The sequence below is a fragment of the Kushneria sp. EE4 genome, assembly GCF_977968315.1.
On record NZ_OZ386212.1, the window covers coordinates 2,018,181 to 2,041,365 of the forward strand.

General features: G+C 62.9%; 18 protein-coding genes. 5 read left to right on the plus strand and 13 right to left on the minus strand.

Annotated elements, in window-relative coordinates:
• Positions 1-8: 8 nt before the first annotated feature.
• The 4 genes from ACXMYO_RS09250 to ptsP form a co-directional block, all read right to left on the minus strand.
• Positions 9-1,472 carry a sodium-dependent transporter gene (locus ACXMYO_RS09250; protein WP_457808505.1) on the minus strand — a complete coding sequence of 488 codons (1,464 nt, stop codon included), beginning with the start codon at positions 1,470-1,472 and terminating at the stop codon, positions 9-11.
• Between the two features lie 179 nt (positions 1,473-1,651).
• On the minus strand, positions 1,652-3,415 hold the full coding sequence (locus ACXMYO_RS09255; RefSeq protein WP_457808506.1) for a PTS fructose-like transporter subunit IIB: 1,764 nt from the start codon (positions 3,413-3,415) through the stop codon (positions 1,652-1,654).
• Positions 3,416-3,506: 91 nt separating this feature from the next.
• Positions 3,507-4,442: a 1-phosphofructokinase gene (gene pfkB, locus ACXMYO_RS09260; protein ID WP_457808507.1), complete on the minus strand. Its 936-nt coding sequence runs from the start codon at positions 4,440-4,442 to the stop codon at positions 3,507-3,509.
• The gene (gene ptsP / locus ACXMYO_RS09265; protein WP_457808508.1) at positions 4,439-7,291 is read right to left on the minus strand and encodes a phosphoenolpyruvate--protein phosphotransferase; all 2,853 of its coding nucleotides are present in this window, start codon (positions 7,289-7,291) and stop codon (positions 4,439-4,441) included. The genes pfkB and ptsP overlap by 4 nt, the downstream gene beginning before the upstream one ends.
• Positions 7,292-7,513: 222 nt before the next feature.
• On the opposite strand from ptsP, the gene cra reads away from it, so the two are divergent.
• Positions 7,514-8,515 carry a catabolite repressor/activator gene (cra, locus tag ACXMYO_RS09270; protein ID WP_457808509.1) on the plus strand — a complete coding sequence of 334 codons (1,002 nt, stop codon included), beginning with the start codon at positions 7,514-7,516 and terminating at the stop codon, positions 8,513-8,515.
• A gap of 39 nt (positions 8,516-8,554) precedes the next feature.
• Here cra and ACXMYO_RS09275 read toward each other — a convergent pair whose 3' ends face one another.
• Both ACXMYO_RS09275 and ACXMYO_RS09280 read right to left on the minus strand, forming a co-directional pair.
• Positions 8,555-9,166 (minus strand): histidine phosphatase family protein, encoded by a 612-nt coding sequence (locus tag ACXMYO_RS09275; protein ID WP_438764223.1) that lies wholly within the window; start codon positions 9,164-9,166, stop codon positions 8,555-8,557.
• A gap of 165 nt (positions 9,167-9,331) precedes the next feature.
• On the minus strand, positions 9,332-10,636 hold the full coding sequence (locus ACXMYO_RS09280; protein ID WP_457808510.1) for a purine-nucleoside phosphorylase: 1,305 nt from the start codon (positions 10,634-10,636) through the stop codon (positions 9,332-9,334).
• Positions 10,637-10,959: 323 nt separating this feature from the next.
• On the opposite strand from ACXMYO_RS09280, the gene ACXMYO_RS09285 reads away from it, so the two are divergent.
• Positions 10,960-12,528 (plus strand): diguanylate cyclase domain-containing protein, encoded by a 1,569-nt coding sequence (locus tag ACXMYO_RS09285; RefSeq protein WP_457808511.1) that lies wholly within the window; start codon positions 10,960-10,962, stop codon positions 12,526-12,528.
• A gap of 1 nt (position 12,529) precedes the next feature.
• On the opposite strand, the gene speB is transcribed toward ACXMYO_RS09285, so the two are convergent.
• The 5 genes from speB to ACXMYO_RS09310 all read right to left on the minus strand — a co-directional run bounded on the left by speB (position 12,530) and on the right by ACXMYO_RS09310 (position 16,715).
• Positions 12,530-13,426: an agmatinase gene (gene speB / locus ACXMYO_RS09290; protein WP_457808512.1), complete on the minus strand. Its 897-nt coding sequence runs from the start codon at positions 13,424-13,426 to the stop codon at positions 12,530-12,532.
• A 146-nt stretch (positions 13,427-13,572) separates the two neighbouring features.
• Positions 13,573-14,637, minus strand: coding sequence for a molybdenum ABC transporter ATP-binding protein (gene modC / locus ACXMYO_RS09295; protein ID WP_457808513.1), 1,065 nt, complete (start codon positions 14,635-14,637; stop codon positions 13,573-13,575).
• Between the two features lie 24 nt (positions 14,638-14,661).
• Positions 14,662-15,366, minus strand: a complete 705-nt coding sequence (gene modB, locus ACXMYO_RS09300) for a molybdate ABC transporter permease subunit (protein ID WP_457808514.1) — start codon at positions 15,364-15,366, stop codon at positions 14,662-14,664.
• Positions 15,367-15,402: 36 nt separating this feature from the next.
• On the minus strand, positions 15,403-16,182 hold the full coding sequence (modA, locus tag ACXMYO_RS09305; RefSeq protein WP_457808515.1) for a molybdate ABC transporter substrate-binding protein: 780 nt from the start codon (positions 16,180-16,182) through the stop codon (positions 15,403-15,405).
• A 158-nt stretch (positions 16,183-16,340) separates the two neighbouring features.
• The gene (locus tag ACXMYO_RS09310; protein ID WP_457808516.1) at positions 16,341-16,715 is read right to left on the minus strand and encodes a winged helix-turn-helix domain-containing protein; all 375 of its coding nucleotides are present in this window, start codon (positions 16,713-16,715) and stop codon (positions 16,341-16,343) included.
• A 279-nt stretch (positions 16,716-16,994) separates the two neighbouring features.
• On the opposite strand from ACXMYO_RS09310, the gene ACXMYO_RS09315 reads away from it, so the two are divergent.
• Both ACXMYO_RS09315 and ACXMYO_RS09320 read left to right on the plus strand, forming a co-directional pair.
• Positions 16,995-17,291: a hypothetical protein gene (locus tag ACXMYO_RS09315; protein WP_457808517.1), complete on the plus strand. Its 297-nt coding sequence runs from the start codon at positions 16,995-16,997 to the stop codon at positions 17,289-17,291.
• A gap of 259 nt (positions 17,292-17,550) precedes the next feature.
• Positions 17,551-18,015, plus strand: coding sequence for a hypothetical protein (locus ACXMYO_RS09320; protein WP_457808518.1), 465 nt, complete (start codon positions 17,551-17,553; stop codon positions 18,013-18,015).
• 151 nt (positions 18,016-18,166) lie between these two features.
• Here ACXMYO_RS09320 and ACXMYO_RS09325 read toward each other — a convergent pair whose 3' ends face one another.
• Both ACXMYO_RS09325 and ACXMYO_RS09330 read right to left on the minus strand, forming a co-directional pair.
• Positions 18,167-19,303 carry a YncE family protein gene (locus ACXMYO_RS09325; RefSeq protein WP_457808519.1) on the minus strand — a complete coding sequence of 379 codons (1,137 nt, stop codon included), beginning with the start codon at positions 19,301-19,303 and terminating at the stop codon, positions 18,167-18,169.
• Positions 19,304-19,467: 164 nt separating this feature from the next.
• Positions 19,468-20,565: a YncE family protein gene (locus ACXMYO_RS09330; RefSeq protein WP_457808520.1), complete on the minus strand. Its 1,098-nt coding sequence runs from the start codon at positions 20,563-20,565 to the stop codon at positions 19,468-19,470.
• 251 nt (positions 20,566-20,816) lie between these two features.
• Here ACXMYO_RS09330 and ACXMYO_RS09335 point away from each other — a divergent pair, with 251 nt between their 5' ends.
• On the plus strand, positions 20,817-23,108 hold the full coding sequence (locus ACXMYO_RS09335; RefSeq protein ID WP_457808521.1) for a FepA family TonB-dependent siderophore receptor: 2,292 nt from the start codon (positions 20,817-20,819) through the stop codon (positions 23,106-23,108).
• The last annotated feature ends 77 nt before the right edge of the window (positions 23,109-23,185 follow it).

Consider the following 23,185-nt stretch of genomic DNA (forward strand, 5'->3'; position numbering starts at 1 on the left):
AATCTGACTCAGCGCGCCGGCTGCCGACGCAGCCGCGGGCTCAGCCACTCGCCGACCACGACAAACAGCGCCAGCGCCAAAAGCCCCCATGGCCACTGCGTGGCCACATCCAGCGTCATGATGCCGAGCGCATCGATAAAAATCACAACGATGGCCAGCGGGCAGACGTAGCGAACCATGAAAAGCCACAGGGCATGGCCGGCACCTGGAAGGCTCAGCTCGTCACGCAGCACATGATCCTTGAGCGCAAACCCCGCCAGCAGTGCCAGCCCGAGACCGCCCAGCGGCATCAAAAAGCGGGAAGTGAGATAGTCCAGCCAGTCAAAGAAGGTGCGACCGCCCAGCGTCCAGTCGGCGCCCAGGTTGAACGACAGCATGGCCAGCGTACTGACCAGCCACAGGACCACCCCGGTGCCCCAGGCGGCCCGGTTACGGGCAAGGCCATGACTCTCCACCAGCCAGGCGATCGTGGCCTCGATCATCGAGATCGCCGAGGTCAGCGCCGCCATGGTCAGCATCACGAAAAAGACGATCTCCAGCAGCATGCCCATCGGCATCTGTGCAAAGGCCAGCGGCAGGCTCATGAAGATCAGCCCCGGGCCGCCGGCCGGGTCCATGCCGTTGGCAAAGATGATCGGGAAGATGGCAAGCCCTGCCATCAGGGCCACCAGGGTGTCACAGACCGCCACGGTAAGGGTCGTGCGGGCAATGGATTTTCCCGCCGGCAGGTAGGCGCCGTACGCCATGATGGCACCTGCCGCCAGCGACAGGGTAAAGAAGGCGTGCCCCATCGCCGCCAGCAGCCCCTCGCCGGAGAGCTGGCCGAACTCAAAGCCAAACAGGAAATCGACCGCCTGACCAAAGCCGCCGGAGAACACGCCAAAGCCGATCAGAATGGCCAGCATGACCACCATGCCCGGCATCATCCAGCGCACGCTGCGCTCGATGCCTTCCTGCACGCCCTTGCCCACGATCAGCATGGTGATCAGGGTCACCAGCGTGCTCCAGAAGCCGAGATTGAGCGGGTTGGCATTGTTGTCTTCAAAGATCGCCGCCATGCCCTCGACGCTGTCGGCATTGAGCCCGCCGGTAACGGCCTTCCAGAGATAGGACAGCGACCAGCCGGCCACCACCACATAAAAGCTCAGGATCATGAAGCCGCAGATCATCGACATCCAGCCAAGCGCCGCCCAGCCTGATGCCCCGCCGGACTCGGCCACCACCCGCTTGACCGCCTCGACCGGGCTGCCGCGCCCGCGCCGTCCAAAGGCAATTTCGGCCATCATCAAGGGCACCCCGATGGCCGCGATGCACAGCAGATAGACCAGCACAAAGGCGCCGCCGCCGTACTCCCCGGTCATGTAGGGAAATTTCCAGATATTGCCAAGCCCTACGGCAGAGCCGGTTGCCGCCAGTACGAACCCCCAGCGCCCTGCCCAGAGCACACCGCCGGTGCCATTGTTTGTTGTCATGCGTGTTCCCTGTCTGTTGTCGGCCTTGCGCGGCCCTCTTGTCGATCAGGAGCGCATTGTAATGGCCTCGCCCCCCTTTTGGCCCGAAACACCCGTGATTTTCCATCGCCGGCCACAAAAAAGGGCCCCAATGGGGCCCTCGGATAACGCGCGCCTCATGTTTCGGCGCAGTCCATGGCTCAGGCAGAGGCCCCTTCCGGCACCTCGAGCTTTTGCTGCGCCGGTTTGAGCAGCGCATAGGCCACACCGATAATGAGCGAGCCCACGGCAATCGAGAGCAGATAGAGCAGCGCCTGATTGACGGCCCCCGGAATCAGCAGCACGAACAGCCCGCCGTGCGGCGCCATCAGCTTGATCTGGAAGTACATCGACAGCGCGCCGGTAATGGCCCCGCCCACGATCGAGATCGGAATGACGCGCAGCGGGTCCTTGGCGGCAAAGGGGATCGCGCCTTCACTGATAAAGCAAAGCCCCAGCACAAACGCCGCCTTGCCGCCGTCACGCTCGGTCTCGGCAAACTTCGAGCGCGCCAGAAAGCTTGCGATCCCCATGCCGATCGCCGGCACCATACCCGCCGCCATGATCGCCGCCATCGGCGCGTAGGTCTGGGTCGACAAAAGCCCGACGCCAAAGGTGTAGGCCGCCTTGTTGATCGGCCCGCCCAGATCCACACACATCATCGCGCCCAGCAAAAGCCCGAGCAGCACGGCGTTGGTCGAGCCCATGTTGTTAAGAAAATCGGTCAGCGCCGAGAGCATGCCGGCCACCGGCGTGCCGACCAGATAGATCATCACCAGTCCGGTCACCAGACTCGCCAGCAGCGGGATCACCAGAATCGGCTTGAGCGATTCGACACTGGCCGGCAGCTTCAGCTTCTGCGCGATCAGTTTCGCGGTATAGCCGGCCAGAAAACCGGCGATGATGCCGCCGATAAAGCCCGCCCCCAGGGTGCTTGCCAGCATGCCGCCGATCATGCCCGGCGCGATGCCGGGTCGGTCGGCAATCGAGTAGGCGATATAGCCCGCCAGCACCGGCACCATCAGGGCAAAGGCCGTACCACCGCCGATCTGCATCAGCGCCGCGGCAAGCGTGCCCTCCTCCTGGAAGGCCTCGATGCCGAAGACGAATGACAGTGCGATACACAAACCGCCGGCCACCACCATCGGCAGCATGAAGGACACGCCTGTCAGCAGGTGCTTGTAGACGCCGCGCTCTTTCATGCTCTTTTTGCGCTCGCCACCGGCCGGGGCACTGCCCGCACTTTCCACCGCGGCGCCCGCCAGCGCGTCATTGATGGTCTGCTGCGACTTTTTCAGCGCCGTACCGGTCGAGGTGCGATAGACCGGCTTGCCGGCAAAACGCTCGTCATCGACTTCGATATCACAGGCCAGCAGTACGATATCGGCCGCCGCGATCTCTTCATCGGTAAGCTGATTCTGCGCACCGACCGAGCCCTGGGTTTCAACCTTGATCTCGTGGCCCAGCTTGCGCCCGGCCTCGGCCAGCGCTTCAGCTGCCATGAAGGTATGCGCCACGCCCGTCGGACAGGCCGTTACCGCCACAATGCGCTTGACCCTGTCGCTTTCGGCAGCCTTTGGAACGTCGACCGCCGCTGCCGGCGCGTCATCGCTGCCCTGCCAGGGCGTTGCCTGTTCGCGGGCGCGGGACAAAAACCCGTCCGGGTCCGGCAGTGCGGCTTCCAGGCGCTCGCGATAGAGCGGCTTGCCGGTAAAGCGTGACAGCGTTACCGGTCGGCTGGCGGCCACGACCACCAGATCGGCCGCTTTAATCTGCTCATCGCTGAGCGTGGCCGGGTCAAACTGGCCCTGCATTTCGACCGCCGTGTGCCAGCCCAGCCGATGCGCGGCCTGCTCGAGCCGGCGCGCCGCCAGATAGGTCGTCGCCGTGCCGCTGGGGCAGGCCGTGACGATAACAATATTCATGCAAACCACTCCTGTGCCAGTGCCAACCACTGGTCGCCATGCTGACCGCGCCTGTCATCAGCAGGCAGCTCAAAAGAAATCAAGGGCGTGATCATGTCAGCACCTCGATGGAGACCGCCTCGCACAAGGCGGCAAAGTCCTCAACATCCGAGCGCCCCACGCCGATCCGGCGCACGGCATCGGCCGAAAGCGCCGTGGCAAAGCGCAGCGTCTTTTCGCGCGACCAATCTTCAAGCACGCCGTGCAGCGTACCGGCCAAAAGCGTGTCGCCGGCACACACGGTGCTGACGACCTCTACCCGCGGCGGACGAGCGCGTAACGCGCCGCCGTCAAACAGCCACACCACCCCCTCGGCGCCCAGCGACAGCAGAACGTTTTCAATGCCACCGCGCTGCAGTTCACGGGCGGCCGCCAGAAGCGCCGCTTCGTCCGGCAGTGGCCGACCAACACACTCGGCCAGCTCATGCTCATTGGGTTTGATCAAAGCGGGACGCGCGCGCGCGCCCTGCACCAGCGCCTCGCCGCTGCTGTCCAGCCACACCGGCAACCCCTGCGTTCTGAGCCGCCCGATAAGGGCCGCCAGCCACTGGGGCGCCACACCCGGCGGCAGGCTACCGGAGATCACCATGGCATGAAGGTTGTCCGCCCCGGCCTCGATATCATCAAGCAGCTGTGTCATGGCCGCTTCATCCACCGGCGCACCGGCGCCGTTGATATCGGTCACCCGACCGTCGGCCTCGGAGAGTTTGACGTTGACGCGGGTGTCGCCGGCCACTCGAATGAAGCGGTCCTCCACACCCCATTCATGAAAGGCCCGTTCGAACGGCGCCTGATTGCCTCGCCCCAGAAAGCCGCCGGCCACCACCTGATGATCATGGCGGGCCAGAACGCGGGCCACGTTGTTGCCCTTGCCGGCCGCTGTCAGCGAACTCTCCTGCGAACGGTTAACGCAGCCCGGTGACAGGGCCGTCAGACGAATGGAGAGATCCAGCGCCGGATTGAGGGTCAGCGTCAGTACCCGGCTCATGTCAGCGACTCCAGCATGGCGCGCACCTCGGCGGCCGTCGGGCAGGCCAGCGCGCGCAACGCCAGCGCCCGGCTGTCTGCCAAGCTCAGGCTGCGGATGCGCTGCTTGACCAGCGGAATCTGGCGGCTGGACACCGACAGCTCATCCACGCCCAGCCCCATCAGCACGCCGATCGCCTGCGGGTCGCTGCCCAGCTCGCCGCACACGCCCACCCAGCGACCTTTGGCGTGAGCCGCGTCAACGGTCATCTGGATCAGGCGCAGCACCGCCGGATGCAGGCCGTCGGCCTGCGCCGACAGGCGGGAGTGGCCACGGTCGATCGCCAGGGTGTACTGGGTCAGGTCATTGGTGCCGATCGAGAAGAAATCGACATGCTCGGCCAGACTCGGCGCCAGCAGTGCACAGGAAGGTATCTCGATCATCACCCCCAGCTGCACATCGGGTGCCTGAACCTCGGCCTGCACACGATCAAAAATGGCCTTGCCAGCGTGAAACTCTTCCACATCCTTGACCATCGGGAACATGACGCGCAGCGGACGATCCTTAGCGGCGGTCAGAAGGGCGCGAATCTGGGTTTCGAGGACTTCCGGTCGCGTCAGCGCCAGGCGAATGCCGCGCAGCCCCAGAAAGGGATTGTCTTCTGCCGGGACCGGCCAGTAGTCCAGTGGCTTGTCACCGCCGACATCCAGCGTGCGCGCGACCAGCGCCCGGTCCTTGCCCAAAGCGTCGAAGGCCTGGGCGTACTCGGCGATCTGGGTGTTCAAATCCGGCGCCTGCGGATGCGCCATGAAAACAAATTCGGTGCGCAAAAGCCCGACCGCCTCGGCGCCGCGCTCGACGGCGTCTGCCGCATGTGCGGTATTGCCGAGATTCGCGGCGACCTCGACGCGATGGCCGTCCAGCGTCACGGCCGGGTCAAAACGCACCTCAAAGGCGTCACGCTCAAGGATCTCGCGCTCGCGAATGGAGAGCTCGGTGCGGGCCCGACGCGCCGGGTCGGGCGAAGGAATGACGCGGCCGCGCTCGCCGTCGAGAATCATGTCGATGCCGTTTTCCAGCGCCATGATGCTCTCCCCGGCGCCCACGACCGCCGGAATGCCCAGCGCGCGGGCCAGGATGGCGCTGTGGGAGGTGGCGCCGCCGCGGGCGGTCAGGATGCCGCGCACCCGCGAGGTATCAAGACGCGCCACATCGGAAGGCCCGACATCGTCGGTCACCAGAATATAGGGGTGGGTCGGCGGATCAGGCATTTTCACGCCGCAGAGATTGCCCAGCACGCGCCGGCCGACATCGCGCAGATCTGCGGCGCGCTCGGCCAGCAGCCGATCGGCCAGCGCTTCCTGGGCGCGAGCGGCCACATCGATGGCGCGCCACCAGCCACCCTCGGCACTCTTGCCTTCGTTGATCGCTTCATAGGCGGCCTCGCGAAGCTCGGGGTCGCCCAGCATCTCTTCATGCATGGAGAGAATTTCGGCCACCTCGCCGCCGGCGGCACGGATCATCTCCTCGAGCTGCTGCTCGGCCTCAACAATCGCCTCGCCCAGGCGCGTCTTTTGCAGCGCACGGTCAGAGGCGGTCTCCTCATAATGAAACTCCGGCGGGCGCATCACGAATACAGGGGCAATCGCCATGCCGGGCGAGGCCGGCACGGCGATCAGCGGCGTATCCGCTGCCGGTGCCACCACCGGGTCACGCGGGGTCTGACGATTGCGCGACGGGCGCGCATCGCTGGTATCCCCCAGCGGTGTAACTTCCTCGCCCAGCCCGCCGCGCAGTGCTTCGGCCATGGTATCGACGGCTTCACGGGCGCCCTCGCCCTCGGCGGAAAAGATCAGCATCTGACCGCGGCGCGCGCCCAGTCCGATCACCTTGGTCAGACTGGCCGCCGACACGGCCTCGTTGCCGCCTTCGGCCAGCCGGACACGCACCGGCATCTTCTGGGCGCGAGCGATCTGCACCAGCTGTTTGGCCGGTCGGGCGTGTAGACCGTGGGCGTTGCGCACCCGGACACGAACGGTTTCGGCGCTGGCCGACTCGCCGGAAAGCCGCGCAAGCAGCGCATCGCGCCCCAGACGCGCCAGCTCCTCGCCCTTGCCCTCTTCCAGCACGGTGACCAGCCGGTCGAGCAGCACATCGTGGGCGTTGCCGCTTTCGGCCAGACAGAAGATACCGGCCACGCCGTCAATGTGGGCCTGCGGCAGAGCCAGGCCCAGCGCCGGCTGGGTCACACCCGTGGCGCTGCGCACCAGCCAGAGCTGCTGGCCCAGCGAGATGGCCTGCTGGGCAACGATGTCGCCCACGAAACGACGATCCACGCAGCCCAGTTGCTCAAGGCGAGCCGCGGCGGCCGTTGTCAGCTCCAGCGCCGAGCGTGCCGGTACCCCCTGGATGATGGTGTCGCCGTCCAGACGGGCCGTGACCGGCGCTTTTGACAAAAGACGCACCACTTCCTCGGCGTCGCCGGCGCGGGCCAGCCTGTCTGCCACACCCTCACGGTCGAGCACGTGGGTGAGCTGGCGCAGAATGTCGAGGTGCTCATCGCTTTGCGCGGCGATGGTGATGATCAGGTGGACCCGATTGCCGTCATGCCACTCGACACCGTCGGGGAACTGTAGAAGGCGCACGCCGGTGGCCAGCACATGCTCACGGCTTTTCTGGGTACCGTGGGGAATAACGATGCCGTTGCCCAGCCAGGTCGAGGCCTGCTCTTCGCGCTCGAACAGCGCATCGCGATAGCCTTCGCGGGCAAGCCCGCCTTCCATGAGCGCCCGGCCGGCCTGATTGAGCGCATCACGCCAGTCGCTGGCGTGCTGATCGAGCAAAACGGCATCACTTTTCAGCGTGAGCATGGCGTATTGATCCTTGTAAGTGGCAAATCTGCGCGGTCGGCGCCATCGGATGAGGCATCTCGAGCGCAGAACGGCATGAAACAGGTCATGACAGCATGGCTGAATCGTGTCACCTTTTCCTTGCCGTAATGCTGAAAGAGAACGAGCGGTGAATCAAGCACCAATGGTATGGACCTACGTCGTATCGACAGCCCCACGCCTTTCATATCGGGAAACAACACCATGACGCTTGCAGAGATTGCGCGCCTGGCCGGCGTATCACGGACCACGGCAAGCTATGTCATCAACGGCAAATCCCGCCAGCACCGCATCAGCGAGGCGACGGTCAAGCGCGTCATGGCGGTGATCGAGGAGCACGGCTATCGGGTGGATGCTCAGGCGGCCGCCCTGCGCCGCGGGGTCAGCCGGACGCTGGGCTTTGTACTGCCGGACCTTGAAAACACCAGCTATGCGCGGCTGGCCAAGCTCCTGGAACAGGGCGCGCGGCGGGCGGGCTATCAGCTGTTGATGGTCAGCTCCAACGATGACCCGGACACCGAGCGCGAACTGCTCAGCGCCCTGCAGGCCCGCCGCTGTGACGCCTTGATCGTGGCCTCGAGCCTGCCGCCGGGAGAGGCCTGCTATCAGCGCCTGATCAGCGCCGGGATGCCGGTGGTGGCCGTTGACCGGGCGCTTGACGACACACTGATGCCCTGCATCATCAGTGAAAACCGCCGAACTGCCATGACCCTGACCACCTCGGTGCTCTCACCCGAGGTGGAAGAAGTGCTCTGGCTCGATGCCCTGCCCGGGCTTGCCAACACCGTGGAGCGGCGTGACGGTTTCAATGCCGCGATAGCGACCCACGGCGGGCAGACAGCACACGCGCACTGTCTCTCGGGCGAGCGCTATGACCGGGAGACCGGCATGGCGCTGATGCGCGAACATCTCGAGCGTCATGACATGCCCCGGGCACTGGTCACGGCGTCTTACACCCTGCTGGAGGGCGCGCTGGATGTTTTGCTGACAAGATATTCGATGGCGGCGCTACAGGCGCGCGGTCTGCAGATGGCCACCTTTGGCAACGACCGGCTGCTGGATTTTCTGCCACTGCGGGTCAATTCAATGCAGCAGGATCACGAGCGCATCGCAGCACTGGCCCTGGCCAGCGTGCTGGAGGCCATCGAGGGCCGGCTTGTGCCCGGCATCATCGATGTCGAACGCACCCTGATTCGCCGCAGCTGACACGCCCGGACAGACCGGGCGCGTGGAATGATAACGGGATCAGGCGATGGCCTGACCCTGGTACTCATAGACGCCATACTGCCAGTGCGCCCGGCCCGGCCTTTTGGGCCCCTGCCAGCCCCGTGCAAGCAGCTCGCGCGCCAGCAGATGATTGATCATGCCATGCCCGACAAACAGCACCGAGCAGTGCTCGCGGGCCAGCTCGACCAGTTTGCTGGCCGCTGCGTCGGCGCGGCTGAAAACCGCCCGTCGTCCCTCGGCGTTGCCGTGATAGCCCATCAGCCACAGCGCACGAAAGGCGACCAGCCAGAAGGTGGTCGGCAGTGACGGCGTCGGCCAGCGTCCGCTGCCGTGTGGCAGATCAATCTCGCGCATCAGGGGATCGCTGTAGACAATGTTGCCCGCCTCCAGGCGCAGCGCCGATTCAAGCGACCTTGGCAGGTCGCTGCAGGCCACGGCGGCGCACTCCCGGGCCACGGACAACGCGCGATCACAGCGCGTGACTTCATCAAGGCCCGCCAGCTGATAGCGGGCCACCCAGTCTCTGAAATCAGCAGCGGCCATCTTTTCGTCAAAACGCACCCGCGGCGCCCCATGCCGCATCAGGATGATCTTCATGCCCTGCTGCTCCACACCAAACTTGATTGACATTAATTCTAGTCGGCTGAGTATAGACGCGGCCACTCACATTCAGGCTCGCGCAAAATCGCTCTTTTTCATGACCGGCGCAGGTCGGGTGCCGGCATCAGGGGCCGATAACAGCGCAACGCCCGGCGCTTGCCGGGCGTTGCTGTCATCCACAGGCTTTAAAGGGGTTCAGTCTGACGAGCGATCTTCATCGCTGTCATCGGCCGTGGCCGCCTCTTCAGTGGCGTCACCGCTCTCGCTCTCGGCGTCACTCAACGTTTCACCGCCGGATTGCTGCTGATCCCCGGCATCATCCGGTGCCTTTTCCGGTACGCCTTCCTGCCACTGATCCCAGTCGGTCACGATGGCGGCAATCAGCGGATAGCCGGCACGCACCATGTTGGTCAGCGCCGGCGTATAGCCCCCCTGTTTGGCATAGCCGGTCAGGCCATCGGCCTCGGAGAGCCCTTCGTAGGGGCGATTGAAGCTGGCCCCGGCGCGTACCACGGCGGTGCGCTCGCGCTGCAGTCGCCCGGCTTCATCGGCGCGCTTGAGCGCGGTCAAAATGGCGTTGTCTTCCTGCTGGCCGGTGCAGATGCGGGCCTCATCGCCGGCCACCTGCTCGCCCAGCTGCGCGGCGCGGTCGGCAAGGCGGTTGCCATACCACCAGGTATCGCTTGAGACGCTGTCACACTGCACAACGGCAGGCGCTTCATTGGCCGGGGCGTTATCGTAGTGCGCGCGATAGGCCGCCGCGCTGTCGCTGTCGGCAAGTGCCACATTCTGTGACAGCTCAACGGCGCGATCCACCAGTGCATCGTCCAGATGATAGAACTCGGTGCCGTATTCCTGATGCGGGCTTTGGGTGGGGGTGTGGGTATTGATGCTCAGATAGCCCGTGGTCCAGTCCTCGGGAATATCGCGGGCATCAAGTTCCCACTGAATACCGAAATCCACCAGATAGCGCGGCCAGGTGGGGGAGCCCAGCGTGCCCTGCTGCGGGTCGATACTGCCAACGCCTGAAATCAGAAACCAGCTCTCGGTCAGGTCAAACGCCGGCGAAAAGGCCAGCGTGGAAATGGAAGTGGCGGCATTGGCATAGCCCTTGCCGGTGGTCATCAAACAGACATTGTCATCGTTACAGCTGACGCTGCCAAACGAGCCGTGCAGCCCGGGCACGCTGATGTCCTGTGTCGGGGCCAGCTTCTCGGCCCAGGCTCGGCGCTCGGGACCGAACGTGGTGATGACCATGGCCCTGACGTGGCGCGGCCCCTTATCGGCAACCGGGGCCTCATCGGCGCTGTCGCCCGCATCCCGGTTGGCTGCGCTGTCGGCGCTGTCATTGCCGGATGACGCGTTATCTCCAGCCTGTGCTTCGGCCTTTTGCGTCGCACTGGCAGCCGTTGTGTTCTGATCGTTTTGTTCATCGGCCAGCGCCGACAGAGACAGCGGCAGGGTCAACACGGTGGCTGCCAGCAAACGGGGATAACTCATGACATAACCTGCTGTTTCATCGAGATAGCCGTGATCATCTCATATCCGCGCGCCCGGCAATATGCTGTCCGCACAGATACGGCGCCGAGCCGGGCAGCGGTCGGATGACGACATTTACGCCTAATTTAATTAAAATTAATTAACATGGTTTACCTTTTTCGCTTTTTGCGATCGTGACGTCATGGCAGTCGAGCTGCCACATGCGGCAGCGATCGCCGGGCATATCATAAAGTTTGCACCCTCAGCGCCGTTAAAAAGAGGGATTTTCGAGTACAAACTCTCCTTTTTAAAGCGCTGTTTGATCGCATCAGCCGGAACTGTCGATGCCCTACCTTAATTCGCTGCGCAACCGATTCATCGTGACGCTTTCGATCATGCTGGTGCTGGTCATGGGCATACTGGTGTTTATTCTCCATCAGCTGATGATTCCCAACCTGATCAGCGAAGAACACCAGAGCGCGCATGTTCACGCCAACGCGCTGCAAAGGAGTATCGACAACAACGCGCGCATGATCGCTGACATGGCGTATCAATGGGCGAGCTGGGGCAGCACCCGGGATTTCATGGAAGGCCGCCTGCCGGACTTTCCGCAGACCCATATCACTCCGGCCGTCTTTGCCGAACAAGGCGCCGACATGATGCTGATCACCAACGCCAACGATGGCGTGACCTGGGTGGCCGGGCGCAACCCGATCACCGGCGCCTTTACCTCCTGCGCCACCCCGTCAGGCGAGTGTCAGTGGACCCTTGAGCAGGTACGCCAGATCCAGAGGCAGTTGCCCGTCACCGACACGACGGCACGCATTGGCGTCAGCCCGCAGTTTGCCCTGCTGAGTACCTGGCCCATCGCGCATCGGGCCAGCACGCTGTCGTCCGGCAAGCTGACCCTGGTGCGCTTTCTTCCCGACCAGTGGCAGCCCGACCCGACCAGCGTGGCCTCGACCCTGACCCTTTCTGCCGCTCGCCAGCGCCTGGAGGTTGATCAACCGAGCGTTGAGATTGACTCGGTCAATGACGACAGTCTGCGCCTGACCCTGTTGCGCGACAGCGCCACGCCCGGCTATCAGGTCATGATGACCACCCGTCTTGATCGCGATGGCCTGCGCGACGGCATCGAGCGCTTCACCCTGACCATGCTGGGCGCGCTGGTACTGCTGCTGGCGCTCATGATGATCATGCTGTGGGTGTTTCGCGCCATGGTGCTGCGCCCGATTACCGAGCTCTCCCGCTATGCCAGCGCCCTGCGCCAGTCACCCGGCGAGCATCTGGACTCTCCACCGCCCTGGTTGCAGGCCCGCTGTGACGAACTGGGGATCATGGCGCGGGAGTTTCAAACGCTGATTCAGGAGCTTAACGAGCGCAACGCGCATCTCAAGGCGCTGACCAACCGTGATGCCCTGACGGGGCTGGGCAATCGGCGACTGCTGGATCGTCAGCTGCCGCGCATCCTCTCCCTGACGCATCGCCTTGAGCGCCCGGTGGCGCTGATCATGATCGATGTCGACCACTTCAAGCTCTACAACGACTTTTACGGTCATCCGGAGGGGGATCAGTGTTTAAAGACCATCGCCGAGACGCTTGGCGATATCTTCCAGCGCGAGTCGGATCTTGTGGCGCGAATCGGCGGCGAGGAGTTCGTGATCGTGCTGCCCGATTTCGATCTTGACCGCGCCATGGACATTGCCCGTGGCGTTTGTACCGCCATGGAGGCGCAGTGCCTGCCTCACGAGCCCTCGCCCACCCACAAGTACGTCACCATCAGCGCCGGTGTGGCCATCTCCTCGCCCGAACATCCGCTGTCGGGCGAGGTACTGATCAAACAGGCCGACGAGGCGCTCTATCAGATCAAGAAAAGCAGTCGTAACGCCGTAGGCTGCGCTGCCCCCTCCTGATTCAGCCGCGCATGGCGATAAACGTCCAGAGCAGCGTGGCGCCCGCCAGTGCCGTGATTTCCTGCGGGTCGTAGGGCGGCGAGACTTCCACCACATCCATGCCGATCAGGTTGAAGCTGCGCAGGGCCTCCAGAAGCTCCAGTGCCTTCATGGTCGTGATGCCGCCGATTTCGGGCGTACCGGTCCCCGGCGCATGAGCCGGGTCCAGCACATCGATGTCAAAGGTGATATAGATCGGTGATTCGCCCATGCGCTCGCGCACCTTCTGCGCCAGGGTTTCCCCATCGAGTCGCATCAGCGCACGCGAGCTCAACCACTCCCCGCCCTGCTCGGTCAGCCAGTCTCGCGTGGCCGGCTCCACCGGCGAGCGAAGTCCCAGGCTCAGGGTGCGCTCCGGCGCCACCAGCCCCTCGTCGATGGCATTGCGCAAAAAGGTGCCATGGCCAATGTCATCGCCAAAATGGCTGGTCCAGGTATCACAGTGGGCGTCGAAATGGATCAGCGACAGCGGCTGGCCCTGAAGGCGACGCTGCGCGCGCAAAACGCCAAGGGTTGTCATGTGATCGCCGCCGGCACACAGCAGGGTCTGCTCGGGGGCCTGCTCGTACGCCGCCATGACGCCGGCCTCGATACGCCGAAGCGCGTCATGCTGGCCCACCTGCATGATATCGAGATCGCCCAGATCGCTGACCAGCGCACAGGGGTCGGTCTCGAATTCCGGGTGGCGGCCGTCGGTCAGCATCATGCTGGCACGACGCAGGGCGTTGGGCGCCATGCGTGCGCCCGGTCGAAAGGTGACCGAGCAGTCATAGGGCAGCCCCAGAAAGGCAAAGGGCCGCTCGCTGTCCTGCGGCGCTTTCAAGAAGGTGGCGATACCCTGATACGGCAGACCAAACATGACATTCCCCTGTTTTGGCATACAACGCACAAAAAGTGATGACGAAACAACGCATCCCGAGCCTCGCTTCCTGACGGATCAACGGCCACGGATGACACATCATCGCGCTGGTTTCAGAGTAGTCAGTGCACTCGAAAAGTCCCGATCTATCCGGCCAGACTGACACTTCGAATCAGTGCCACCACCGCAAGCCCCGGCTTGAGCCCGAGCGCTTCAGCCGCCTCCAGGGTAATGCGCGACTGAAGCATCTGCTCACCGAGGGTCAGCGTGACTTCAAGCGTGCCCGCACGACCCGGCGTCAATGACACAACAACCGCATCGAGCTGATTGCGAAAGCTGCTGTCACGGTGATGCGACAGCGCAATGGCCACATCCCGGCGTCGCACGCGAACGCGAACAAGATCTCCCTCCGGGCAGTCCAGCAGCGGCAGCGTCAGACACTGTCCATCGGCGAGCGCCACGCGGGTGGCGTGATAGTGATGATCATGGGCGCGTATCCGGCCCTGCAGCAGCGAACTGGCCTCGAAACCGCCCAGCCAGGGCGCCATTTCGCCCCGCGTTAGCAGGGTCTGCATCGAATCGCTGGCGATGACCTGCCCCCGATCAAGCACCACGAGCTGTTCGGCCACCGCCATGAGTTCTTCCGGGTCGTGGCTGACAAAAAGGATCGGCAGATCGACCTCGCGGGTCAGGCGCACGATGTAGTCCAGAAGCTCCTGCTTGCGCGCCCCGTCCAGCCCGGTCAGGGGCTCATCCATGAGCAGCATGTCCGGCTCGGCCAGCAGCGCCCGACCGATCGCCACCCGCCGCGCCTCGCCACCGGAGAGCGCGCCGGGCATGCGCTCGAGCAGCGCCTCTATCCCCAAAAGCTCAACCACCCGATCAAAAGCCACGCCGCGGGTAATCCGCCGCGCATAGGTCAGGTTGCTGCGCACCCGGTAGTGTGGAAAAAGCCGCGCTTCCTGAAAGACCACGCCCAGCCGCCGCTGATGAGGCGGCACGAACGTGCGCCGCGTCGTATCCACAAAGGTTCGACCGTTGAGCGCAATACGCCCGCTGTCCGGGCGATCAAGCCCGGCCAGCATGCGCAAAAGTGTCGTTTTGCCGCTGCCCGAGTGGCCGAAAAGCGCCGTCACGCCCTGGCCGGGGGCGGTGATATCGACATCAACGTCAAAGTCGCCCTGACGGTGTTTGATACACAGCTCAAGCATGGCGGCCGCCCCGCAGTGTCGGTGTCATGTCGATCCCCTGTCCCGACCGGCCATGCGCCGCCGGGTACGTCGCGCCAGCCACTCCGAGGCGACCAGCGAGATCATGGCCACCACGATCGAGATCACGCACAGCCGCGCTGCGGCATCTTCCATGCCGGGGGTCTGGATCAGCGAGTACAGCGCCAGCGGCAGCGTACGGGTCTCACCGGGGATGTTGGAGGCAAAGGTGATGGTGGCGCCAAATTCCGACAGCGCCCGGGCAAAGGCCAGCACGCCGCCGGTGACCAGCCCCGGCATCGCCAGCGGCAGGGTAATGGTGAAAAAGACCCGCAGCCGTGAGGCACCCAGCGTTCGAGCGGCTGCCTCAAGGCGCGGGTCCACCGCTTCCAGCGACAGCCTGACGGCGCGCACCAGCAGCGGAAAGGCCATGACGCCGCCTGCCAGCGCCGCGCCCTGCCAGGTAAAGGGCAGCGACAGCCCGAGATGATCATAAAGCCAGCCGCCCACGACACCGCGGCGTCCCATGACCACCAGCAGCAGATAACCCACTACCACCGGTGGCAACACCAGCGGTAGATGAACCATGCCATCAAGCAGTGACTTGCCGACAAACTCGTGGCGGGCCAGCAGCCACGCCATGGCAATGCCGGGGACCATGATGATCAAAAGCGCCGTACCGGCGACCTGCAGACTGATCTGCAGGGCTTCGATTTCAAGCGGTGTCAGCACGTTGACGCCCTCGTATCGGCGCGAGTCGGGCGTCGATCAGCTCGCCTCATTCGATTCGCTGACCTCAAACCCGTACTGCTTGAAGGTACTGGCCGCCTTGTCGCTGCCCAGCCACTGCAGAAACGCACGGGCCTGCGGACTCGGTTCCTTGCCGATCAGTGCGGCCGGATAGGTAATCGGGTCATGGCTGTCGGCCGGGAAAAGCCCCAGTTGATGCACGTGCTCGCCCGCCATGGCATCGGTGGCATAAACCACGCCCAGCGGCGTCTCGCCACGTTCGACCAGCGCCAGTGCGCCGCGCACGTCACTGGCGCGGGCCAGGCGAGGCTCGAGCGTCTGCCACTGCCCCTGATGCGCCAGGGCCTGCTGCGTATAGATACCGGCCGGCACGTGCGCCGGGTCTCCTACCGCGATGCGATCTCCCTTGTCGAGATAGTGTGCCAGCGGATGGTCGCTGTCCGGCGTGAAGTCGTCGATACCGCTGTCATCTGCCGTGATCAGCGCCAGGCGGTTGTTGAGCAGATCGCGTCGCTCATGAACCGGTTCCCCCTGGTCTTCCAGCCAGTCCATCCATTTTTCGTTGGCGGAGAGATAAACATCCGCCGGTGCGCCCTGGGCGATCTGACGTGCCAGCGTCGAGGAAGAGGCATACACCGGCACGATATCCACATCGTGGTTCTGCTCGTACTGCTCGATCAGAGTGTTCATGACATCGGTCAGTGAGGCGGCTGCCTGAACATCGATACGCTCTGCCGCACTGGCGACATTGCAGGATAAAAGAGTGGCAGCCGCCAGGGTAACGAAGGGCCTGAGCATGAAAAATCATCTTCCTTGAAAGGGTGAGTGCAGTGGCAACGCGAAAGGCGCCAACCGATGTGCTTATATTTGCACATCGAGAAACCTGGCTCAAACACATCCGCATCAAAGCGGTTTCAACCGTGGGTTATCCGAATGGGTTGCCAGGCGATACAACGTCAGTCGACGTCATCATCAAGCGGTGCCAGCGTGCTCATCAGATCGCCAAAATGTGTGTCCACCGCACTTCGGGTCTGCTGCTCGACGCGGCGGTAGCGCGCGATGACGTCAAGACCCAGCGGCGTCAGTCGGGCCCCGCCATGATCAGCGCCCCCCTTGCTGGAAAGCACCAGCGGCTGACTGAAGGCCTCGTTGAGCGCATCGATCAGATGGCGCGTCTTGCGATAGCTGATGTGAGTACGCCTGGCAGCGGCCGAAATGGATCCGGTTTCGCTGACGGCTTCCAGCAGATCAATCTTGCCCGGCCCGAGAACCAGACCGTTGTCGAACACAAGGCGCAGCCTGGTGTTCGGACAGGGCGCGTCAATGGCCATGACGAAAACACCTTTTCGGGGTCGATAGGGACGCTGTTATAACACGCACGATGGCTGTTAAAGGCCGTGTTCCCGCATGGATCGGCGAACCCGCCAATCGATTTCAGCTCACATTAAGAAAATATTTTTCATCATTATCAAAAACATGACGGTAAATATTAACGTGAATCAAGGGTAACAGGCCGTTGAATATTTGTATTCCTTCACAAGCCCTACCAGGCTTTTTGTCAGCAGGCAAGAGCGCCTGTTGAGATAGACACCAAGGACAGGAGAGACATCATGAAAGCGACATGGCTTGCACCCTTCGTACTGGCACTGTCAGCAACTCCGGCACTGGCCAACGACATGGATACCGACACTGACACCGATAACGGTCAGATGCAGGATGGCCAGATGCAGCAGGGCACCACCTCCGGTGGCATGGATTCCGGCATGGGTAATGCCGATGCCGACAACAACGGCATGACGCGTCAAAACAATGACATGGACACAGACAGCGATCTGGACATGGATACTGACACCGACAATGACGATATGGATCTGGATACCGACACGGACACCGATACGGATTCCTGATCAATCGGTCGCTGATCGACAGGGGCGCAACACTCGGTGTTGCGCCCCTTGTTGTATTTATAACCTGCCCGACCCCACCGTCCTGCCTTTTTTGACGCTAAAGACCCCTTTGCCTGCTCAGGCACCTTCCTTCCTGTGATCTATATTGTGTCTACCGGCTGCAAGACGACAGCCCGCATTCGATGTCGCAGTATCCGGGGACCCCGTTCAGCGCGTTTTGAACACGCTAAATGGTGAACCCGATCACAGGAGAAACAGCATGAAAGCAGCATGGATCGCTCCCTTTATTCTGGCGCTTGCCGCCACACCGGCACTGGCCGTTGATACGAGCAGCAACGTTCAACAGCAGAGCCACACTCAGGAAAACGTCTCGCCCAACGCCATCAATCCCGGTCAGGGCAAACAGCCCGACGGCTACAGCGACGGTGCCGGCAACCAGCAGCATACCGATGACTTCGGCGCCCCCAGCGTCGCTGACTCTGAAGGCGATACCGATATCAGCGGCGATGCGAACAGCGATACCGACGCCAATACCGACGCCAATACCGATAACGATACCGGCACGGCCAACGGTACCAGCGCCGACAGCGCCGACAGCGCCGACAGCGCCGACAGCGCCGACAGCGGTGGAAGCGTAAACAGCGGTGGCAGTGTGAATAGCGGCGGGAGCGCCGATAGCGACACTGATACCGACACGGATACCGACGCGGATACCGACAGCTAGGCGATGTCAAAGGCAGCGCGCCCTGCAATGACGACAAATCATGCCGGATCGCGGCCTGCCCGGAAGACGGCCTGAACACAAAGCGGCCTCCCATTCGGGAGGCCGTTTCAATGCAGACTTCAGCTCATGAGAGCCGCCACCCATGACACCATCAGGGTTTGATATGGATCACGCTGTCGGGCTTGTCGGTCTGATGGTTATCGTCCAGCGCCTGCTTGAGTGATACATAGGCCCCGGAAGTCCCCGAGATTGCCGCCAGACTGTTGGGCATCAGGGGCGTCTCAACGGTGTCCAGCAGCTTGTGGCTTTCCCGGTCATAAACGGTCACCGTTTGCGCCTTGCGGTTGGTCACGTACAGGCGATCCCCTTCCAGCATCAGCGCCAGCGCCCCTTCCCCGCTTTCCAGCGTATCCGTCACTCTGCCGTTTTGTGTATCCAGCACCGTGACATTGCCGCTGTCGGCATTGGTGACATAAAGCTGATGGTTGTCGGCATCGAGTGCCAGATTCAGCGGCCCTTCGCCGCCGGTGGGCCACTGATCGACGATCTCATGGCTGTCCATGTCGACCGCGCGCACGGCGTTGTCCTTCATGGTGGAGACATAGATGCGCCGGCCGTCGTGATCCACGGCCAGGCCCGTCGCCCAGGTGCCAAACCCTTCCACGGTGTCGGTCAGGGTAAGGTGGTCACCATCGATGATCCACAGCACGCTCTTGTCGCCCACCCCGGTCACATAAAGGGTATTGGTCTGCTCATCGACGCTGAGCTGGCGCGGATTGGGCCCGAAGACATCGTCCTCTTTGGCCTGGGCCTTTTCCGCCTCGGTGGCCAGTGCCAGATGCCGGGTCGTGTTGTCTTCCAGATTGATGGCCGTGACGCTCTTGTCCAGCGTGTGGCCGACAAACAGGGTATGGGTCTTCTCGTTCAACGCCAGACCGAAGGGCTTTTGATCCAGTGCAATGGTGTCTTCGACTTCCAGCGTCTGAGCATCCAGCCGATAGATGCGACCGCCCTCTCCCTCGCCGTAGTTGTCGCTGGCACCTTCACCGAAACCGCCGGTGGCGGCAACATAGATCGACTGCTGCGACGGGCTGAACACCAGCTCGTAAAGCCCCTTGGCAATGTCCTTTTGCGCCACGATGTGATCCGAGGCGTCCTGCTGCTGTGCTGCCTGCTGCTGAGTCGGCTGCTCACCGGCCACCGCCCAGGGCGCCGACAGGGTGACAAGCCCCAGCGCAATGAGCGCCCCCTGCAGGATACGAGCGCGACGAGAAGATGTTGTTGGCATGAGCAATTCCCACAATAAAAGACGGTGTTGAACGTGCCTCGAAGACTAGCACATGAATGAAAATGATTCTCAAGAATCACGGCAAGGTCACAAGGCCTGGAGCGGGCCCCGCCATCGGAGCAGATCGTGCCGGCCCCGCTGGTGACGGGGCCGGCAGACCCCCATCAGGGCTGAATCAGCGAGACCGAGTTGCCACGCGGGTCGTCAGCAGACTCTCGTGAGGCGCGATTGGTCACGAAGACATCGTGACTGTCGGGGTCGATGGCAATGCTGTTGGGATGCGGGCCGGTCTCAAGCGTTGCGACCACTTCAAGGCTTTCGGCGTCCAGCACGCTGACCGTTCCGGCACCGCGATTGGTGACATAGATACGCCCGGCGGCGTCATCAAGACCGATATCCAGTGCCCCATCGCCGGTGCTCACCCGGTGCAGGGACTCCCCGCTCTGTGCATCCAGCACTTCCAGCTCACCGCTTTTCTGACCGGTCACCAGCAGGCGCTGATGGCGCGAATCAAACACGATATTGATGGCCCCCTCGACGCTCAGATCATAAGTCCTGGCCACCTCGCCGCTGTCAGTATCGATGGCCGCGACCCGGTTCTCGCCCAGAAGCGTCACAAAGATGCGCTGATGCTCGTGGTCCAGTGCCAGCCCGGCAGGCTGGGCACCCACGTTCTCGAACGTGTCGGCAAGCGTCATGTCCTCGCCGTTGACCACCCACACCACGCCCTCGTCTGCCACGCCGGTCACATAGATCAGATTGCGCTTTTCATCCACGGCCGCCAGACGCGGCTGCGGTGGGCGCTTGTCCCCTTCGCGGGCGGCGTCATCCACCAGTGTCAGGGTCTTGAGGGTCTCGCCGCTTTTGGCATCCAGCGCGGTGAGCGTACCGCCGCGGGTATTGACCATGTACAGCACGTCGCGCTGCTGATCGAGGGCCAGCCCGTGAATCTGTTCGGTCAGTGCGATGCGCTCGACAACCTCCAGCGTGGAAGCGTCCAGCCGGTAGAGATAGCTTTGTGCGCTTTCGTCCCGGCCGCCGGCGTCGGCCACCAGCACCTGGCGGGTGTCGGGGTCGAATACCAGCTCATAGAGACTGCCGCCCAGCTGCACGTTTTTAGCGATGTGAACGCCGGACTGTGCCTGAGTACTGCCGTTTTGTTCTGCCATCACCGGATTGAACACGCCGACACCCAGCATGACGACCAGTGCACCTGCTGCCACTGCGACAGCCCCCTGTCGTGAAACCGCTCTCTTGCCCATGATCCTTCCTGTTCCCCTGAGACGTTGAAATCTGGTACCGGTACCGAACGGTGACCGGCCTTCGGCTTTTATAAAACTTAACTCAATGATATTTAAGCAAAGTCAAAAGACTTTACTCGCAAATGATAATAATTAACATTATATTTCGTAACAACGCGCCGACAACAAAAATCTCTGATGGCGCCAAAAACCATGACCGGTCCAACGGGCTCTCCACGATCGGCACGACATAACAGGGAACAATTCAAGGGATGTCACGTTCAACGTCAGGCCACACCACAACATTTGCCATTGCGCTGGCGATTACCGCCCCCATGCTTCATGCGACCCCGGTCCTTGCTGGCGCGCAGTCTTTAAACGATACGCGCCAACAGCTTGAAAGCGAGGCCACCACGGCCGATGCCCCGGCACCGGTCGTTACCGCCGACACCACCGATGACATGGAAGAGATGGTGGTGCTGGGCACCGCCGAACAGACGCTCAAACAGGCACCGGGCGTATCCATCATTACCAGCGAAGACATCGAAAAGCGCCCGCCGACCAATGACCTCTCCGACATCATCCGCCGCATGCCGGGGGTCAACCTTACCGGCAACAGCGCGTCGGGCCAGCGCGGCAACAATCGACAGATCGACATTCGCGGCATGGGCCCGGAAAACACCCTGGTGCTGATCGATGGCAAGCCGGTCAGCTCGCGCAACTCGGTGCGCTACGGCTGGCGCGGCGAGCGCGACTCGCGAGGCGATACCAACTGGGTCCCGCCGGAAATGGTGGAGCGCATCGAAGTATTGCGCGGCCCGGCCGCCGCACGCTACGGCTCGGGTGCGGCCGGCGGCGTGGTCAATATCATCACCAAACGCGCCACCGAACAGTGGATGGGCTCGGTCACAACCTTTACCAGCACCCCGACCAGCAGCGAGGAAGGCGCCACTCGGCGGGCCAACTTCAACCTGGCCGGCCCCCTGACAGAGGATCTGAGCCTGCGCCTCTACGGCAGCGCCAACAAGACCGACGCCGACGATGCCGATATCAACGCCGATGCGCTCAATGATGACGTGATCAATAACTCGGCAGGTCGTGAAGGCGTGCGCAACCGCGACATCAACGCGGTGCTCTCCTGGCAGGCCACCGATGCGCAGCTGCTCGATCTCGAGATGGGCTACTCGCGCCAGGGCAACATCTATACCGGCGACTCGCAGAACAACCAGCGCACCGACCTGACCGAGGGTCTGGCCAATGGCGGCGCCGAAACCAACCGCCTCTATCGCCAGAACGTGGCCCTGACCCACACCGGCGCCTGGGACGATATGGACACCCGCGTAAGCGCGCAGTACGAGCGCACTCGCAATACCCGGCTCAACGAAGGCACCGCCGGGCGATTTGAGGGCACCATCGGTGGCGGCGATGAACAGGCCGACTACGCCAGCAGCGAATTCAACTCCTATCGCGCCAGCGCCGAGGCGGACTACTACACCAGCCGGATGTTTGAGCAGGTCATTACCTTCGGCGGTGAGTGGAATCGGGACACGCTGGAAGACCCCAGCAATACCAACCAGAGCTTCGGCGAGACCGGCGATCTGGGAGGCTTTGCCCCCAGCGGCAGCGACAGGACCAGCGCCGAACTCAGCGGCGTCTATATCGAGGACAATATCGAGCTGCGCCCGGGCACCCTCGTCACGCCCGGGCTGCGGTTTGACCATCACAGCGAGGCCGGCAGCAACTGGAGCCCGAGCCTGAACGCCTCTCAGGAGCTTGGTGACCGCGTCACTCTCAAGGCCGGCGTGGCTCGTGCCTTCAAGGCGCCCAACCTGTATCAGACCAATCCGGACTATCTGCTCTATTCGCGCGGCAACGGCTGTCCGGTCGGCTCGCAGAACTCCTGCTATCTGGTCGGCAACGAGGATCTCGACGCCGAAACCAGCATTAACAAGGAGATCGGCATCGAATACCGCGACAGGGATCTGGTGGCGGGGCTGACCTATTTTCGAAACGACTATAAGGACAAGATTGTCTCCGGGCTGAACCCGGTCGCCGTGACCGGTGGCGGCACGGATGTGCTGCAGTGGCGCAACGCCGAGCGCGCCGTGGTACAGGGCCTTGAAGGCAACCTGCAGATTCCGCTGACCGATAGCCTTTTGTGGAGCAACAACGTCACGTACATGATCGAGTCCGAAGACAGGGAAACAGGCGATCCGCTGTCCATCATCCCGGAGTTCACGCTCAACTCGACGCTGGACTGGACGCTGAGCGAGCGGCTCAATACCCAGCTCTACTGGACCGCCTACGGCAAGCAGGAAGCGCCCTCACAGCCCAACTCGCGCACTCAGGCAGACAGCGGCGTCAACGATGACAGCCTCTCGCCCTACAGCGTCGTGGGCTTTAACGTGGGCTACACCTTCAACGACCATCTGCGCGGCAGCTTTGGCGTCAACAACGTGTTCAACAAGCGTCTCTATCGCGAGGGCAACAGCAGCAGTGCCGGCGCTGCGACCTACAACGAACCGGGGCGCGCCATCTACTCATCGCTGACCGCGTCGTTTTGATTCTCGCGCCCTTCCCGGAGAAAATGACGACCGCGCCCTCGGAGCAAATGCCCGGTGGCGCGGTCACAGGGATACCA

Coding starts and splice junctions, on each gene's coding strand:
- ACXMYO_RS09250 (WP_457808505.1), bottom strand. CDS start 1,472: ATGACAACAAACAATGGCACCGGCGGTGTGCTCTGGGCAGGGCGCTGG.
- ACXMYO_RS09255 (WP_457808506.1), bottom strand. CDS start 3,415: ATGAATATTGTTATCGTCACGGCCTGCCCCAGCGGCACGGCGACGACC.
- pfkB (WP_457808507.1), bottom strand. CDS start 4,442: ATGAGCCGGGTACTGACGCTGACCCTCAATCCGGCGCTGGATCTCTCC.
- ptsP (WP_457808508.1), bottom strand. CDS start 7,291: ATGCTCACGCTGAAAAGTGATGCCGTTTTGCTCGATCAGCACGCCAGC.
- cra (WP_457808509.1), top strand. CDS start 7,514: ATGACGCTTGCAGAGATTGCGCGCCTGGCCGGCGTATCACGGACCACG.
- ACXMYO_RS09275 (WP_438764223.1), bottom strand. CDS start 9,166: ATGTCAATCAAGTTTGGTGTGGAGCAGCAGGGCATGAAGATCATCCTG.
- ACXMYO_RS09280 (WP_457808510.1), bottom strand. CDS start 10,636: ATGAGTTATCCCCGTTTGCTGGCAGCCACCGTGTTGACCCTGCCGCTG.
- ACXMYO_RS09285 (WP_457808511.1), top strand. CDS start 10,960: ATGCCCTACCTTAATTCGCTGCGCAACCGATTCATCGTGACGCTTTCG.
- speB (WP_457808512.1), bottom strand. CDS start 13,426: ATGTTTGGTCTGCCGTATCAGGGTATCGCCACCTTCTTGAAAGCGCCG.
- modC (WP_457808513.1), bottom strand. CDS start 14,637: ATGCTTGAGCTGTGTATCAAACACCGTCAGGGCGACTTTGACGTTGAT.
- modA (WP_457808515.1), bottom strand. CDS start 16,182: ATGCTCAGGCCCTTCGTTACCCTGGCGGCTGCCACTCTTTTATCCTGC.
- ACXMYO_RS09310 (WP_457808516.1), bottom strand. CDS start 16,715: ATGGCCATTGACGCGCCCTGTCCGAACACCAGGCTGCGCCTTGTGTTC.
- ACXMYO_RS09315 (WP_457808517.1), top strand. CDS start 16,995: ATGAAAGCGACATGGCTTGCACCCTTCGTACTGGCACTGTCAGCAACT.
- ACXMYO_RS09320 (WP_457808518.1), top strand. CDS start 17,551: ATGAAAGCAGCATGGATCGCTCCCTTTATTCTGGCGCTTGCCGCCACA.
- ACXMYO_RS09325 (WP_457808519.1), bottom strand. CDS start 19,303: ATGCCAACAACATCTTCTCGTCGCGCTCGTATCCTGCAGGGGGCGCTC.
- ACXMYO_RS09330 (WP_457808520.1), bottom strand. CDS start 20,565: ATGGGCAAGAGAGCGGTTTCACGACAGGGGGCTGTCGCAGTGGCAGCA.
- ACXMYO_RS09335 (WP_457808521.1), top strand. CDS start 20,817: ATGTCACGTTCAACGTCAGGCCACACCACAACATTTGCCATTGCGCTG.